Below are 17774 nucleotides of genomic sequence, written 5' to 3'. Positions count from 1 at the left end.
AACACAGCCTTTTTGTTAATAGCTGTGTTAATTTGTGTGAATAGATGTGGAATTTTATCATTTATTCACAAATTGTTCATAAATTCATATTGTAAACGCTTTTTTCTTCTATTAACATTGTGTTTGTAGGGAAAAAGATTGAGAACATGGAGGATAAAATGTTACCAATTGAACGGCAGAAGCAATTGTTATCGTGGTTAAAGGAAGAAGGGGCTTTATCCATTTCAGAAATTAGTAAACGGTTACAGGTTTCCGAAATGACTATTTATCGGGATATAAAGCCACTATTAACAGAAAACAAAATAATTAAAACTTCAGGTGGTATTACACTAGCGTCAATTAATAATATTCCATCATCAGGTTGTACATATTGTTTTAAGGAATCAAACAGTCGCCACCCTGTTCAAATCATTACAAACGATTTAAAGGTTGAGCAGCTATGCTGCCCCCATTGCGGTTTACTTAGATATAAGGATATTGAAACCGATGTTTCGCAAATCATCTGTCGTGATTTTCTGTACAATTCCACGATTAGTGCCAAAATGGCTTTTTTCTTATTTGATTCTGATTTCAATTTAAATTGTTGCCAGCCGCAAGCTTTAGCTTTCGGATCAAGAAAGCAAGCGGAACAATTTCAGAAGGGGTTTGGTGGAGTCATATTGCGTTTTGAAGAAGCAGTAGAAGAAGTAGAGAAAAGAATGAAGGGTGATTTAGGATGCCATTGCAACAAATAGTTGCAGCAATTTGACACCCTGAAGGAAGTGCTACATTGAAAAAAATAAAGAAAACCAGCTCATTCTTAATAATTCTCTACTTATTTCTTACTGTATTTCCGAATGTTTCTTCAGCCCACGCCTATATTATCGAGTCGACACCAGCGGAAAATGAGACATTAAAAACGGCACCAAACGAAGTCAAGATTCAGTTTGATGAATCGATTCAACCAAAGTTCAATTCCATCATCGTTACAGATTCAAATGGGAAACAGGTAGATAAAAAGAATGGTGCGATTGATTCGAAAAAGCCCTCTATTTTAAAGGCAAGTTTAAAGAAAAACCTTCCAGGGGGAACATATCGGATTCGCTGGAAAGTCATTTCAAATGATGGGCATCCTGTTCAAGGAGTAATTCCCTTTCAAATAGGTACAGGTACAGTTCAAAACCCATCATCTGTTACAGAAACAAAAGGCTATACTCCACATCTAGATCTTGTTATTATCCGTTGGCTGCAATATCTAGGTATTGCCTGCTATGTCGGGTTGTCCTTTTTTTATTTAGTTGTAGCACCAAAAGAAGTAGTAGAAGTTCGTTCAATTGAAAAAACTTTGTTTAAGTTCATTTGGTCAGGCTATGCTCTCTTGTTGCTCAGTAACCTATTTAGTTTGCCGCTACAGGCAACGATTCTTTTAGGTTCAAGTTGGAGTGAGGTTTTTTCATCTGATGCATTAGGTCAAGTGTTAGCCTATACATTGTTTGGTAAGATGTGGATCATCCAAATGGGAATTCTACTAACCCTTGCTTTCACGACTTACTTTTTGACCAAGGCGGATGCTAGAAAACAACTTTTTTCATGGGCTTGTTTCATTCTTGGATTTGGAATGGTAGTGACAAAAGCATTTACAAGTCATGCCGCATCTCAAGCTAACCAGTTTTTATCCATCTCGATGGATGCACTACATTTGCTGGCAGCATCTGTCTGGATCGGCTGCTTGATAGGTCTTGTTGTCTTATTGCCATTGCTGAAGAATAGTGAAATGAAGCAATCATATGTAAATACCTTTCAACGGTTTTCCAATTGGGGAATCTCCTTGGTGCTCCTCTTAACTGCTACTGGAATATTTAATGGTTTTCAATACATCCCAACAATTTCTTCTATTTTTCATACGGATTATGGGAGAGTTTTATTAGCAAAAGTTATCTTGTTTATCATCATGCTCATATTTGCTGCCGTTAATAATTTTAAAGGGAAAAAGGCGAAGGAAAAAGGGGTGGTCTCTTCATTATGGGGTGAATTGATAGTTGGAATGGTTATTATAGTTATGACTGTTATATTAACCAACCTGCCAACAGCAATGTCCGCACCCGGGCCCTTTAATGAGAAGAAAACAGTGAATCATGGAAATAGCATTTCCTTTCAGGTAGGGCCAAATGTAATTGGAGAAAATAACTATGAAATAACATTGAAAAATCGTAAAGGAGAGCCGCTTAAAGATATTGCCCAAATTACGCTAACCTTTACTCATAATGATATGAATATGGGGGAAGACACCATTACCTTAGCCAAAACTGCTGATGGGCAGTACACAGCAAAAGGGATGAATTTCAATATGGCGGGTAAATGGAATGTGCATGTTCACGTTTTAACGAAGAATCTGGAAAACATCGATACCGATTTTCAATGTATTGTAGGAAGTCGATAAAAAATAATTTACGAGGAGAATTAACATGAGAAAAAAATTGTTTAAGATATCAAGAATTTTTATTCCGACAATGATTGCATTATTTTTCTTTTCTACGATCGCGAGCGCACATGTTACTGTTGTACCAAAAACTTCGGCAACAGGGGCATGGGAAACGTATACGATTAAGGTTCCGGTCGAAAAAGAGATGGCAACAACCAAGATTACGGTGAAGGTACCTGCTGGTTTTGAAGTTGAATCCTATCAGCCAGTTCCAGGTTGGAATTTTTCGGAAGAAAAGGATGCAAGCGGGAAAGCAAAATCCTTTACTTTTACAGCAACGGGCGAAGGGATTCTTCCCGGACAATTTCAGCAATTTGTTATTGTCGCTAAAAATCCGGATAAGGCCACAAAGGCTGCTTGGGACGCTTATCAATATTACAAAGATGGGAGTATAGTCGAATGGACAGGGAACGAGGGAGCGGATACTCCACATGCCATTACTAATATTGTAACTGCGTCTACAACAGCTGCAGACCATGACCATATGAAGACTGAAAATACAAAAACTGTTGAAACAGGGAAAACGACAAATGCCAGTTCACTGCCACTCATCCTTTCCATTGTTTCTGTCTTACTTTCACTAATTGCTTTAATTCTTGCAGCGCGTAAAAAATAAATAATTAAGCAAATGGAAGCAGAAGAAAGCATTCTTCTGTTTTCTTTTTTTTCTATAAGTATTCTTTAAGTTAGATGATAAATTTTTTATAATTTTCCTTATCATGGAATAAGACTAAAATAAGGATGGCAAGAAAAAGGGGGTACATTTAAATGAAAAACAAGCTATCCTATTTAATTGGTTCGATGATGAGTAATTTTGGAGACGGGATCCAACAAATTGCCATTATGTGGTACATTTATCATCTAACAGGAAAAGCTCTATCAATTGGCTTTATGATAGCAATCTACTATTTGCCAAGCATTTTATTAACACCGTTTGTTTCTGTCTATGTTGATCATCATAAATCAAAAAATATGGTCATTACCACTGATATATTTCGTTTCCTGATTGTATTGGGTATGTCGATATTACTATTATTAAAGATTGAATCAACATTTCTCGTATATTTTTTGCAGTTTTTATTAGCTGTCTGCTACACCATCTATAAGCCTGCTGAGCAATCCTTTATTAAAGAATCTTTTTATGATCAGGAAATTCCTTATGTGATCTCCAAATCCTCTTCGCTTAATGAAGTGGCTCTGATCGTTGGATCAGCCGTTTCGGGAGTTTTCTTAATTAAGCTCTCATTAGCGGCTAGCATCTTAATAAATTCGCTTTCCTTTCTTGTACCCGCCTTTCTATTTATGTTTATTAAAAGCAGAAATGAAAAAACGGTAAGGCAAACCAAAATTCATTATGTTTCAGAACTGATCTCTGGCTGGAATTTTATCAACCAACGTGATGGAATGAAATACCTTTTGTTTCTATCCATCTTAAATAGTATTAGCATCCAAATGACAACAACCATTCTTCTGCCACTAGCGAATGACTTTAAAGGAGGCAGTGCGCTTTATTCGTTTTTTGATATATCCTTTGCAATTGGGGGAATTGTGGCAGGATTCATTATTCCCTTCTTTTTAAAAAAGTTTAAACAGCAAGCCATAATTTTTACAATGACAGGGATGGCGGTATCATCAATATTGTTGCGTTTTAACCGCTCTGAAATGACTGCTGCCATTTTGATTTTCTTTCTTGGCTTGTTTACAATGTCTCACTTAGTCTTAACTCAAACCTTCATTCAATTAAATTCTCCGAAAGAGTATATTGGTAGAGTAGTAGGTTTAAGAACCATCCTTGCTTCGTTAGTAAAAATTTCAGCGGCACTTTCTACAGGAATTCTTATTTCAATGGTAGGTATTACCAATATTTTTCTGCTTTTTTCCCTGGTCATCATTGCATGCTTTTTCACGTTGAAGGGATTAAAAAAGGTCAAATTACCGGAATTAATATCATAGATCAGGTAAACAAAATGATGAACAGAATATTTCAATTTGCGATAAAATCATTTAATTAGTCCACAATAAATAACAACGGTTTTTATTCTTTATTTAAACTTCTATATGTACCTTTTTAATCATATATTTTTGTAAAAGACCTTCATTAGAGTGAAGGTCTTTTACTATGAAAAGGAAAGAAGGAAGTAAATATGCCTAGTGGTATGCATCAAGAAGTGCTGAAAATCCCCATTGAAGTGATATGGAACTTTATGAAGGAAATGGATAACTGGTCCCCGCTTGTTCCCGGTTATGTTCATCACGAGAAATTAAATAATCGTCAGTCAAAATGGGAATTTGAAAGTGACTTTGGCATATTAAAAAAAAGGGTCAGTTTTTTGGTTGACATAAAAGAATGGAAGCCGCCCACAAAGGTTGGATTCGATTTAAAGGGAGAAAAGTATGTTGGAGAAGGGTATTTTGAAGCATTGGCTATTAATCGGAACAAAACAAGACTAATCGGATTCCTGGATGTCAATGCAATTGGTGCAATGGAAGGGATGAAAAACTCTGTTTTAAAAAACTCCGTCCCAAAATGGGTCGAAGAAATGGCTCTTGGTATCGCATCAAAGTTAGAGGTGTAAAATAAATAAATTTTAAGAAAAAGTTAAGCATCTGATGCTATAGTACCTATATTAATATACATAATGGAAATAGGGTGAGGATGGATGCTTACAAAGATGTCAAAAAGTAATGGAGCAAAGCTAGTTCTTGTTGTTTCTATGGTTGGGTTGGGGTCATTCGTTAATATGCCTGCTCCTATAATGGCGATGGAAAATCAAACTGGGCTTTCCTCTACAACAAATGATGTTCAGCAAACAAATACTTTATCTAAGTTAGAAGTGGATGGAGTTCAGCTTAATCAAGATCTATCACCAGGAGTATATGACTATTCTGCTAGTGTAAATAACTCGATTCAAAGTGTAACCCTAAATGTGGGGAGCGATAATCCGGATGCAATCATCACGGTTACGGTTAATAATCAAACTATAACAAATGCAAATGGGACTGTCGGGCCCTTTTCGCTTCAAACAGGCGATAATAAATTTTTGATAACAGTGGATGATAAAATCCATACTCCGAATACGTATACACTTACTATTACCAGAAAACAAAATGCAAATAATTTGCTGCAAAACATTACTCTTTCAAATGGAGAATTATCGCCTCAATTTTCATCAGATATTACAGAGTACACTGTTGATGTTGCAAATGAAGTGAATTCCTTAACAGTCAGCCCCCAAGCTTGTGATAATACAGAATCGATAAAAATAAATGATTCTATATGGAAGAATGATGGTATTTCCGTTCAGTTACCGGTGGGGAAATCAGACATCGTTATAATGGTTACAGCAGAAAACGGTGATGTGAAAGCGTATACGCTTCATATTACAAGGGAGGCAGAACAAGCTTACAAGCCACCGGTTACACCACCGAAGCCTAGGCCAAATGAAACACCAACGAAGCCTAGTTCAAATGGAAATGGAGCTAATCCTAAAAAACATTCAGGGCAGCCACAAAGCAAATTAAGTCAAAACTCTACCAGTACCCATGCGCAACAGAATAAAGGGGCCATTCAAAATACAAGTACGGCAATACTCTCTTCATTAACTGTTTCTGAAGGTACATGGGTAAGCAGCTTTTCATCTGATAAGTTTACGTATCATATTGCTGTATCAAGCGATGTCACATCTGTGACAATAAATCCAACTGCTACATACAGCAGTGCTTCAATTATATTGGATGGCAGCAATGTTAACACCATTCAGTTAACCAGAAATCCAACTATTGTTCCCATTGTTGTAACAAACGGTGAAGATCGGAAAACGTATGTACTTGTGTTCGACAAACCTGTGCAGCCAACGACAACAACCGAGACTTCCCAAATATCGACAGATACAACAGTGAATACAACAACAAATAAACCAACGTCTTTAACAGCAACCCAACCATATTCTAACTTAAAGCCAAATAAAGGAAATAGTAAAACATCCACTTCTTTTTGGCAAAGAATACTCGACTTTTTTAAAATGATTTTTTAGAAAAGGAAACCTGCTATTTAAGCAGGTTTTCTTTATTTTTATAGCTATTTTAAAGCTCATTGTTGATTTTGCCACTATGTTGATTGGAGCGGAAGGCGCGAGATTCTCGAAAATGCTATCGTATTTCCTTCGTGCGGTGTAGATTCAAAGATGCTTATTCAACGTCCTGCGGGAGTACGGGGCAGGGGAGACCCCACAGGCGCTTAAGCGCCGAGGAGGCTCCCCGGAACGCCCGCGGATGCTCGCTTCTTGAGCGGAAATCAACAGGCAAGTTTAACAGAGACATTTTTATAGAAAAAAGTTAGTTTAATATTGAGCATGTTTATGAAAGTTATGTTATATTTATAAATAAAAATTTAGTGAATCTTTAGATTAAGGGAAGTGACAGAATGACAACGGATATGAAAACAAATGACAGCAGCCTTCCATTACGTCGGGATGTAAAATTACTCGGTCAGATGCTTGGTGAGATTCTTGTGAATCATGGAGGAAAAGAGCTATTTGATAAAGTCGAACAAATACGGATCATGTGCAAATCGCTGAGAACCCAGTTTGATCAAGAGACCTATGTAAAATTACAAGAAGAAATAACAGGACTTAGTTCACCAATGCGTAAGCAGATTATTCGTGCATTTTCAATGTATTTCCACTTAATTAATGCTGCAGAGCAAAATCACAGGATCAGAAGAAGGAGACAATATCAGCTGCAAGATGAAAGTATTGTTCAGCCTACTTCGATTGAGAGTGCCATTCTGTCATTAAAAGAAAACCGTATCAATGAAGACATGATTCAAGATGTACTTAATACATTGTCGCTCGAGCTCGTCATAACAGCTCATCCAACTGAAGCTACGAAGCGTTCTATACTTGAAATTCAATCGCGAATCGCAGTGATTTTAAAAAATCTGGATCATCCATTACTAACCAACAGAGAACGAAAAAAACTTGAAGAAAGCTTATTTAATGAAGTAACGATTCTTTGGCAAACCGATGAATTGCGGCATCACAAACCTTCCGTTATGGATGAGGTTCGTAATGGTTTATATTATTTTGATCAAACACTTTTTGAAGTACTGCCCGAAATCCATCGGGAATTGGAAGCCTGTTTAGAAAAGTATTATCCACAAACTGCCTGGGAAGTCCCTAATTTTCTTCGATTTGGTTCATGGATTGGCGGTGACAGGGACGGGAATCCGAACGTTACCCATGATGTGACATGGGAGACTTTATACAGACAAAGAAAACTCGTTTTAAAAAAATACAAAGAAGTTTTAGTAGATTTAATGAAGCGTTATAGTCATTCAACAACAAGGGTAGAAGTGAGCGAAGAGCTCCTGCAATTGCTTGAGGAAGAAGAGGACCGATATTTAAGTGATGAAAAAAAATGGCCTGTCGAAACAGAGGTTTATCGACGAATTTTTGCCATCATTATTGAGAGGGTCATTCAAGTAGGTAAATCAGATATTGGCTATAAATCAGCAGATGAATTATTAGAAGATCTCTATGTCATTCATAGGAGCTTAAAAAAGCATCATCCTGCTCAGCATGAATTAAAAACGATCCAAAGACTGATTCGTCAAGTCCAATTATTTGGTTTCCATTTAGCAACGCTTGATATTCGAAATCACAGTGGCGAACATGAGGCAGCTATTACAGAAATCCTTAGGAAAGTTGGGATTTCAGACAATTATGCTGAATTAGCAGAAGAAGAAAAAATGAATATTTTACAAAATATTCTTATGGATCCAAGACCGCTTCTCTTGTTGCATGAGGATTATTCAGAAGAAACACAGGAAATGATTAAGGTTTTCCAAATGATTAAAAAGGCCCATGAAGAATTTGGAAAACGTTCCATTTCCGTCTATCTTGTCAGCATGACGAAATCGCCGAGCGATCTCCTAGAGGTGCTAGTGTTGGCAAAGGAGGCTGGAATTTATCGTCTTCATGTGGATGGAACATTGGAAAGTCATCTAAATATCGCACCTCTACTTGAAACAATTGATGACTTAACTGCTGGTCCTAAAATAATGAAGACTCTTTTCGAAATGCCGCTATACCGAAAGCATTTAATGCAAATGGGTGATCAGCAGGAAATTATGCTCGGTTATTCTGACGGAAGCAAGGACGGTGGCACGTTAACTGCTAACTGGAAGCTATATAAAGCCCAGGTTGAAATTCATGAAATGGCAAAAAGTTATCAAATTGGACTTAAATTTTTCCATGGCCGCGGCGGTTCCTTAGGGCGCGGCGGCGGTCCACTAAATAAGAGCTTATTATCGCAGCCTGCTGAAACAGTAGGGGACGGTGTGAAAATTACGGAGCAAGGAGAGGTACTATCTGCCCGTTACTTACTTGAGGATATCGCTTATCGTAGCTTAGAGCAGGCCACCTCCACCTTGCTTGAAACAGCAGCATATGTTTCGAAAGAAGCAGATCAAGGACATTTGCGTGATGATTCCTGGGTGAAAGCAATCGAGAAGATCTCTGAAGAAGCATATAAAAAATATCAATCACTCGTTTTTGACGACCCTGATTTTCTCTCTTACTTCCACGATGCAACACCTTTAAAGGAGATAGGAGAATTAAATATCGGATCGAGGCCGATGAGCAGAAAAAACAAAGGAAGATTTGAAGATTTACGGGCAATTCCATGGGTTTTTGCCTGGACTCAATGTCGACAGCTTCTTCCTGCATGGTATGCAGCAGGCACTGGCTTGACAGCCTTTGCGGATATTGATGAGGAGAATCTACTGCTCTTGCAGAATATGTATGAGAAATGGCCGTTTTTCCAGTCAACGATTGATAATCTACAAATGGCTCTTATGAAGGCGGACATTACAACAGCTAAAGAATACTTAACACTAGTAGAAGATCAAATGGCTGCTAAACGAATTTTTGCAAATATTCTAGAAGAGTATGAAAGAACAAAAGCAATTCTTCTTAAAATAACAGGTGACAAAGAATTACTCGACCATACACCTAACATCCAAGATTCGGTGCATCGAAGGAATCCATATGTTGATCCATTAAACTTTTTACAAGTTGAGTTAATTAAAGAATTAAGGTTGAAGGACGAGCCTAATGAAGAACTGTTAACACAAGTATTGCTGACAATTAGCGGTATCTCAGCAGGACTCAGAAACACGGGTTGATAAGAAAAGCGGAAGCGCCTTCGGAACAAGCACAGCTTGTTCCTGCGAAGGTTATTCAAGGAAGATTTCCTTTATGCTCAGCCCCGACAAGCATAAGACGCTTCCAAAAAGAAGGCGCTTTTTGCCTTCATTTTGGAAGTGGCTTATGACCTCGAGGGGCTAGGCGCTGGAGCTGGACAATTCTCCAAGTTCATTAATATAAATTCTGATAATATAAAAGGCCATAAACCATCTTCAAGGTTTATGGCTTTTTCTACTGGATAAGAAAGATACAATTTGACTTCGAGAATTGTCTAGCTCCATAAGAGTAAGCTTCGGAAGCGATACCTCGCACGCCGAAAAACGTGAGTTTTTCGGCGGAGGCGCCCAGCGCCTAGTGTACTTCGCTCTTCTCCCTACGATAAGTCAACATCGGATCGCGAAGTGCTCCTGCGCCATAGCATATTCGAGGAAGCAGATGTTCAGCTCGTCGCAAAGCCTGGTGATGTATAATCACAGATGTAATTCTTGAAGTTTTTCAATGTAGCTGCTTCGCTCTCCGTGTTGTCTAGCTTCAGCGCCTAGGGGCTCGGGGTCATAAGCCAATCCGTCATGAAGGTTAAAAACCAACCTTCAAGCCGGCTCGTCTTATGCCTGTCGCCCCTGAGCAAGGCGCTTCCGCTTTTCTATTTTCCTTTATCTCAGTCGAAGCGCTCCAGTCCATACGGCGCTAAACGGGCACCTTCCGCTTTTCTACTTTTTGAACATTTTATGAAATGAATGAATATTCATTCGTTTTTAGGTGAAATTCGACAAATTCTGAAACCTCCACCGTGATATATTTTAGCCAGAATAACGTAAAAGGAGTGAAAATCAGAACAAGCCACTATCTGGGTGATTAAAAAATCGTTTGGAGGGAGATTAAATGGCAGTAAGAGAAAAAGGGATGCAAGAGAAGCAGCAGGTTCTAGCAATGATTGATATATTGGCTGCTAATGGAGAAAGGGCGTACGATCAATTTCGTTGCTATAACCAAGAAATGGTAGACGAAATTGTCAAGCAAATGGCTTTATGTGCATTAAACAATCACAAATATCTTGCCAAGCTTGCAGTAAAAGAAACGCAAAGAGGAGTATATGAAGACAAGGTCTTCAAAAATATGTTTGCAACAGAAATGATCTACAACAATATTCGCGACATGAAAACCGTTGGGGTAATAAGCGAAAATGAGCAGGAGGGCATGGTGGAAATAGCCGAACCGGTTGGTGTCATTGCTGGCATCATCCCAATAACTAATCCAACCTCTACTGTGATTTTTAAATCGCTGATTTCTATGAAAACAAGAAATCCTATCATTTTTGCCTTTCCGCAGTTTGGACAAAACTGCTGTACTGAGACTGCAAAGCTGCTTAAGGAAGCCGCCATCAAGGCTGGTGCCCCTGAAAATTGCATCCAGTGGATTGAAACACCTTCCCATGAAGCGTTTCAGGCCTTGATGAGCCATCCGAAGATTTCACTCATCCTTGCAACTGGCGGACCCAATTTAGTTAAAGCAGCATATAGTTCAGGAAAACCGGCAATTGGCGTCGGGGCGGGAAATGTTCCTTGCTATATTGAAAAATCTGCAGATCTCAAACGTGCTGTGAATGATGTCATATTATCGAAGACATTTGACAATGGTATGATCTGCGCTTCAGAACAAGCTCTTATCATCGATGAAGAGATTTATGATGAAGTGAGAAAGGAAATGATTGCTAACCACTGCTATTTCCTTAATGAAGAAGAACAACATATGGTCGAAAAGGTTGCAATCTACGAAAAAAATAAATCGATCAATGCCATGATTGTCGGCTTGCCCGCATATTTGATAGCGAAAATGGCTGGAGTGAATGTACCCGTAAATACCAAAATTTTAGTGGCTGAATTAAAGGGAGTAGGTCCGAAATATCCATTATCCTGTGAAAAACTAAGTCCAATTTTGGCATGTTATAAGGTTAATAGCTTTGCTGAAGGGCTAAGGATTGCAGAGGAAACGCTTGAGTACGGTGGGCTGGGACATTCGGCAGCTATTCATACAAAAAATCAAGACATAATTGATGTGTTCGCACTCCGAATGAAGGCCGGCAGAATCATTGTCAATACTCCATCTACCCATGGGGCGATTGGTGATATTTATAATACTTCATTGCCTTCCTTAACAATTGGATGTGGTACTTATGGGGGGAACTCTCTGTCGCAAAATGTGGGAGCAGCAAATCTGCTCAATATCAAGAAAGTAGCTAAACGAAGAACAATCACCCAGTGGTTTAAGGTTCCATCACAGATCTTCTTTGAGAAAAACTCGATTCACGTTTTAGCTGCTATACCCGATATCACAAAAGCAGTTATTGTAACGAGCTCAAGCGCAGTGAAAAATGGCTATGTTGATGCAATAAAATATCACCTTAACAAACACCCTAGGAAAATCCAAACAGAGGTTTTGACAGATATTGAACCGGAGCCTAGCCTTGAAACGGTAATGACTGGTGCAGAAAGAATGAGAAAATTCCTGCCGGATTGCATTATTGCATTGGGTGGCGGTTCCGTCATGGATGCAGCTAAAGCCATGTGGCTCTTTTATGAGCATCCGGATGTGGATTTTCATAGTTTAACCCAAAAGTTCTTTGATCCAAATAGACGGGTAGTAAAATTCCCTATTCTAAGAGGAAAGGCTAAATTTGTGGCCATTCCGACTACCTCAGGGACAGGGGCTGAGGTAACAGCCTTCTCAGTTATATCTGATAAAAAAGCGAATATAAAATATCCACTTGCTGATTTTCAGCTGACACCAGATATCGCCATCATTGATTCGCAGTTTGTGATGACAGTACCTAGGAATGTCACGGCCGATACCGGTATGGACGTTCTTACACATGCTATTGAAGCATATGTGTCGGTGCTAGCGAATGATTTTACTGATGGCTTAGCATTAAAAGCTATTCAGCTTGTATTTGAGTATTTACCAAGAGCTTATCGTGATGGTAATGATGAACTTGCTCGTGAAAAAATGCATAATGCTTCAACAATTGCGGGTATGGCTTTTGCCAACTCATTCTTAGGCATTAACCATAGTCTTGCCCATGTACTGGGTGCGGAATTTAATATTGCGCACGGTCGTGCTAACGCCATCTTGCTTCCTCATGTCATCCGCTACAATGCGAAGAGACCGAATAAACTTATGACGTTCCCTAAATACGAGAAATTTATTGCGGATGAGCGTTATGCAGAAATTTCTAGAATGCTCGGCCTTCCCGCTCAGACTACTGAAGAGGGTGTTGAAAGCTTAATACAAGCCATTATCAAGCTCGGTCAAACACTAGATATTCCACAGAGCATTGAAGAAATAGGCATCTCTGAATCTGAATTCATGAGTAAAGTCGATCTTCTCGCTGAGCGTGCGTTTGACGATCAGGATACAATCGCAAATCCAAAGCTTCCGCTTGTCACAGAGCTAGCTTCCATTTACCTTCAAGCATATAAAGGTGTTTAATTTTTTGCGGGAATCGATTTTGGATTTAAAAATCGATTTCCAAACAATAAATAACGAATAATTGTCATGATTAGCATTTACGCAAACCGAACGAATTTGGCAGAAAGAAAAGGGAGGAGTATAAAGTGAGTTATTTACAAAAGCCATGGTTAAAGTATTATGATTCGAGGATCGATGAACAGGTTTCGGTGAACTATGACTCTCTATTTGACCTTTTAAAACAGGCTTCAAACATTCATTCTGAAAAACCTGCCCTTACTTTTTTAGGAAGGTCTTGGACCTACAAAGAAACAAAAACGATTTCCGAATGGTTTGCAGCATCTCTCTACCGGGTTGGATTTAAAAAGGGTGATCGGATTGCAATTATGCTGCCGAACTGCCCACACTATATTTTTAGTTTATTTGCTGCTTTTAGGTTAGGCGGTATCGCTGTTCAAGTTAATCCAATGTATGTTGAAAGAGAAATTGAATATGTCCTTAACGATTCTGAAGCGGAATATATGATTGTTTTTGAAGCACTCTACCCTCGGGTAAAAAAAGTACAGCCGCATACCTCACTAAAAAAGATTTTCGTTGTTGGTTTTGGCGGAAGTAAGACACAGCTTGCTGAAGGAGATATATACTTTGATGAATTTCTAACACATGACAATATTATTCCTGAAATGCCAATTGACATTAACGAAGATGTAGCGATTTTACAATACACTGGGGGAACAACGGGAGTTGCGAAAGGTGTTATGCTCACACATCAAAATCTTCTCGCTAATATTAATCAGGTATGTGACTTTACCTATAACGCAGTCGATGAGAAGCCTGAAAATTTAAAAATCATCAGTGTCTTGCCTATGTTTCATGTGTACGGACTTTCATGCAATGCCCTCTCGGCAATTAGGATAGGCGGCAATCAGCTTATTTTACCTCGTTTCGATGTAAATGAAGTGATTGAGCTGATTAAGCAGGAAAAACCTTTTCAAATGACGGCTGTCCCGACGATGTTTTTTGCTTTAAATAGTCATCCTAATTTAGAAGAAAGCCTGATAGATGAAATCTTTTATTTGAACAGTGGTGGTGCTCCACTGCCTGTGGAATTAATTAAATTATTTGAAAAGAGAGTCCGTGTAAGATTAAATGATGGCTATGGTCTTTCTGAAACAGCACCGTCAGCGATCTCAACACCACCATTTTTACCACGTAAATTAGGAAGTGTTGGTATTCCACTCCCTGGTACAGAAGCAAGAATTGTTAAAGAAACTGCGGAGGGATACGTGGATGTACCTGTCGGTGAAGCTGGCGAATTAATCCTTCGCGGTCCGCAGGTAATGAAAGGATACTGGAAGCGTCCCTCAGAAACGATGGAGGTTTTAAAGGAAGACGGTTGGCTCTTTACTGGAGATATCGCCAAAATGGATGAAGATGGATACTTTTATATTCTTGACCGAAAAAAAGATATTATCATTTCGAACGGTTACAATGTTTACCCGCGTGAGGTTGAAGAAATATTATACCAGCATGAAGCTGTCGAAGAAGCAATTGTTATTGGAATTCCAGATTCCTATAGAGGGGAAACCGTAAAGGCCTTTATTAAATTAAAGCAAGGAGCAGTGGTTTCATCAGAAAAATTAATTGAGTTTTCGAAAATCTATCTTGCTCCTTATAAGGTTCCAAAAGCAATTGAGATACTAGATGAACTTCCTAAATCCTCAGTAGGAAAATTACTGCGAAGAATGTTAAGAGAAAAAGAGGTTCATAAACTAGGGATATAGAATACTTTGTAACAAGGGAGTATTTCCCAATCATCATCATAGATTCCTTCATTAACCTCCACCAAGAAACCATCAAGAAAACTACCAATACTTACCCTTCTAACCAATCTATTAAAAGTTAATTTAGACATTCTGCTACATCTATTCAGAAGGAGGAGAAAGAATGGCCGACAAAAAAGAAAAGGAAACTGTAAAGGAACTAAAAGAAGTTGTTGAACCTGTATTTGGGAAAGAAGAAAAAGTGAAATCCGAGTCAAAGGCAGCAGAAGATGTTCTTGAGAAAGCTCTGGAACAAAACGAGGAGCAGATTTCCGGCTTAGACATGCTTTGGCGAAACGCATTTCAAGAGCTGGACGAATGGGCTGCACATGCTGAATTCCGGGATGAGGTCTTTTTAAAAGAGACAATGTTTTTTGTTGATAGCATAAAACGGAACCAAGGAAACCTTAAAGCAGTCTCAGAGCAATTTTACAAAGAACTTTTAGAGTGGGAGAAGGCGGCGCGTGAAGAATTCTTAATGTCAACCACCACTCTGCAGCATTTCTTCCCAATCAAGTCATATGAAGAAATAAATGAGCAAATTGACAATTTTCAAAAGAGAAATTTGTCAATTATTAATGCACCTTATCAGGCTATAGCCAATTTCGACGCTATGGATAAATATCTTCAAATCGTTGAACGATACATTTCTTTACGGAAAAGAGGCAGGCTGCAATACCTTAAAACGATTAAACATGCAGGGGATCTAGTATATGAAAACCAAAAAGGCTTTGTAAATTTATTTAGTAGACAAATTAAAACACTCATGTTTCCCCTCAATAAATATTTAGAAAAAGCAGAAGAGATTTCAAAATCTTAATTCTATTGGAGTGATGGTAGGATGACAAAAGATAAAACGTATGATCCATTTGAAGGATTCAAGCAATTGAGTGAAATATGTGAAAAACAAGTCAATGGACTTTTGTACATGCTGACAGATAATAAAGAATTCGTGCGGACGGCAAATATGGGTATAGAAGCGCATTCTCGTTATATGGAGCTTTTAAGAAAAAACCAAGAAATTCTTGCTGGATTCTTGAATATTCCAACGAAGAAAGATGTCGCTAACGCGGCAAAGCTTGTCGTCCAGGCTGAGGGAAAAATCGATACCCTTGAAGAACAAATTTGGGCTCTTCAAGATCATTCCAGCGCTTTAAATAATGAAAATTTTAAAATTTTTCAAGAAATGGTGAGTATTGTTAAACAAATCAAGGCGGAATTCCATAAGACAGAGCAAGAACTTGCAGAAACTAAAAGATTAGTAAAAGATCTTCATGAAATTCGGGAAGCAATTGTTGAAATAAGATTGATGCAGGTTAATCTCCAGGAATTACGTAAGGAAGTTGAAGAAATGAAAGAATTACAGGCAAAAGTAGATGAAGCAGATGCAACTGGATCACAATTACTTCAGTTAGAGGTACAAGGAATTAAACAAGGAATTAGTCAATTATCTGATATAAAAAAAGAGATTTCTTCATTAAAAACCTTGGTGAAAAAAGAAAAAGAAAAAGAAAAAGATATTGCGCTCACTGGGGCAGGAACTTCGAAATGATGGGGGTAATTGACAATGTCTACTAAGCAGAAGGGGAGTAATTTTATTCCATTCTTTGACCTTGAAAAAGAAACAATCAGATGGAACCAACTTTATAAAGTTTTTAGCGAACCTAAACCAGATATAGTTCCGACATATAGAGAACTTGTCTGGAAGAAAAATAAAACAAGCCTTTGGTATCACCCAGCAAAAGAGAAAAAATATGATATTCCTGTCTTCGTTGTCTATTCGCTTTTAAATAAAGCGTATATTTTAGACGTTGGTGAAGGGAGTAGTGTTATTGGCGGTCTAACCGAAAGAGGATATGATGTATATCTTATTGATTGGGGTTCACCCGGCTATGAGGACAAAGATATTAATTTAGATAGCTACATTCTTGATTATTTAGAAAATGCCGTAAAACGAGCCTTAAGACATTCGGGAGTAAAGGAAATTTCCATGCTCGGATATTGTTTAGGAGGGACTATATCAGCAATTTTTGCCTCCATCACACAATTGCCCATTAAGAATTTAATTCTTGCAGCAGTACCGATTGATTTTAGTATTGGGATTGTTCCTCATAAATGGCTGGAAGGATTACAAACAGGACAGTTAAGCTTCGACAGATTTTCTGATGTTTACGGTGTAATCCCATCTGAATATATGTACCTAATGTTTAGAGTGCTATCACCAATGTATGCCAGCCCATGGATCAACTTGATTACCCGTGCAAACGATCCAAAATATGTTAGTAAATGGAGAAGTATGGATAAGTGGACAAAAGATACCGCCTCGTTTGCAGGAGCAGCCTTTAAGCAATTGCTGAATGATTTATATAAGGATAACAAACTGCTGAAGGGTGAATTAAAGATTGGCGGAAAACTGGTAGATTTGAAAAACATCAAATGCAGTCTATTTGTCTTCTCAACTTCAAGAGATACACTAATACTAGAAAAGCAATCCCTACCGGTAATGGACCTTGTTTCAAGCGAGGATAAGACGTATCAGGTATTTGAGGGAGGGCATGTTTCTCTTGCCTTAACCGGTATGTTTTCTGTCTTTGCTGATCAATGGCTTTGCCATCGTTCACAAGAAATTCAAAAAGTTCTATCATAATGTTACTAAGTAAATAATAGAAATAGTAGCGGGAAGGCTTAGAATCCTACCCGCTACTAAATTTTATAAGAAAAGCATAATATTTTGACATTGAGAATTGTCCAGCTCCTTACGAGTAACATTAGGAACGATACCTCGCATGCCGTAAAACGTGAGACTCTCGGCAAAGG

At 38.3% G+C, this 17774-nt stretch carries 12 protein-coding genes; all 12 read left to right on the top strand.

What is annotated here, in order from left to right; genetic code table 11:
* The first annotated feature begins 158 nt into the window (after positions 1-158).
* The 12 genes from BN1082_RS03010 to BN1082_RS02955 all read left to right on the top strand — a co-directional run bounded on the left by BN1082_RS03010 (position 159) and on the right by BN1082_RS02955 (position 17604).
* On the top strand, positions 159-734 hold the full coding sequence (locus tag BN1082_RS03010; RefSeq protein WP_090630657.1) for a DeoR family transcriptional regulator: 576 nt from the start codon (positions 159-161) through the stop codon (positions 732-734).
* Positions 735-769: 35 nt separating this feature from the next.
* Positions 770-2419: a copper resistance CopC/CopD family protein gene (locus BN1082_RS03005; protein WP_090630653.1), complete on the top strand. Its 1650-nt coding sequence runs from the start codon at positions 770-772 to the stop codon at positions 2417-2419.
* Positions 2420-2444: 25 nt separating this feature from the next.
* The gene (locus tag BN1082_RS03000) at positions 2445-3077 is read left to right on the top strand and encodes a YcnI family copper-binding membrane protein (protein ID WP_090630650.1); all 633 of its coding nucleotides are present in this window, start codon (positions 2445-2447) and stop codon (positions 3075-3077) included.
* A gap of 152 nt (positions 3078-3229) precedes the next feature.
* Positions 3230-4414 carry an MFS transporter gene (locus tag BN1082_RS02995; protein WP_090630647.1) on the top strand — a complete coding sequence of 395 codons (1185 nt, stop codon included), beginning with the start codon at positions 3230-3232 and terminating at the stop codon, positions 4412-4414.
* Between the two features lie 191 nt (positions 4415-4605).
* Complete coding sequence (locus tag BN1082_RS02990) at positions 4606-5037, top strand: SRPBCC family protein (RefSeq protein ID WP_090630645.1); 432 nt, start codon at positions 4606-4608, stop codon at positions 5035-5037.
* Positions 5038-5121: 84 nt separating this feature from the next.
* Positions 5122-6495, top strand: coding sequence for a cadherin-like beta sandwich domain-containing protein (locus BN1082_RS02985; protein ID WP_090630642.1), 1374 nt, complete (start codon positions 5122-5124; stop codon positions 6493-6495).
* A gap of 389 nt (positions 6496-6884) precedes the next feature.
* Positions 6885-9647 (top strand): phosphoenolpyruvate carboxylase, encoded by a 2763-nt coding sequence (ppc, locus tag BN1082_RS02980; RefSeq protein WP_090630638.1) that lies wholly within the window; start codon positions 6885-6887, stop codon positions 9645-9647.
* Positions 9648-10551: 904 nt separating this feature from the next.
* Positions 10552-13155 carry a bifunctional acetaldehyde-CoA/alcohol dehydrogenase gene (gene adhE, locus BN1082_RS02975; protein WP_090630635.1) on the top strand — a complete coding sequence of 868 codons (2604 nt, stop codon included), beginning with the start codon at positions 10552-10554 and terminating at the stop codon, positions 13153-13155.
* Positions 13156-13280: 125 nt separating this feature from the next.
* Entirely contained in the window at positions 13281-14918 is a 1638-nt protein-coding gene (locus tag BN1082_RS02970; RefSeq protein ID WP_090630632.1) for a long-chain-fatty-acid--CoA ligase, read from the top strand.
* A 163-nt stretch (positions 14919-15081) separates the two neighbouring features.
* A complete protein-coding gene (locus BN1082_RS02965; RefSeq protein WP_090630630.1) occupies positions 15082-15777 on the top strand; it encodes a hypothetical protein in 696 nt (231 codons plus the stop codon).
* Between the two features lie 21 nt (positions 15778-15798).
* Positions 15799-16509, top strand: a complete 711-nt coding sequence (locus tag BN1082_RS02960) for a hypothetical protein (RefSeq protein WP_090630627.1) — start codon at positions 15799-15801, stop codon at positions 16507-16509.
* Between the two features lie 15 nt (positions 16510-16524).
* Entirely contained in the window at positions 16525-17604 is a 1080-nt protein-coding gene (locus BN1082_RS02955) for an alpha/beta fold hydrolase (RefSeq protein WP_090630623.1), read from the top strand.
* The last annotated feature ends 170 nt before the right edge of the window (positions 17605-17774 follow it).

It is taken from the genome of Neobacillus massiliamazoniensis (assembly GCF_001048695.1).
Lineage (GTDB): Bacteria > Bacillota > Bacilli > Bacillales > Cytobacillaceae > Neobacillus > Neobacillus massiliamazoniensis.
The sequence above is the reverse complement of the archived record's forward strand: the minus strand, read 5'-3'. Positions and strand labels throughout refer to the sequence as shown.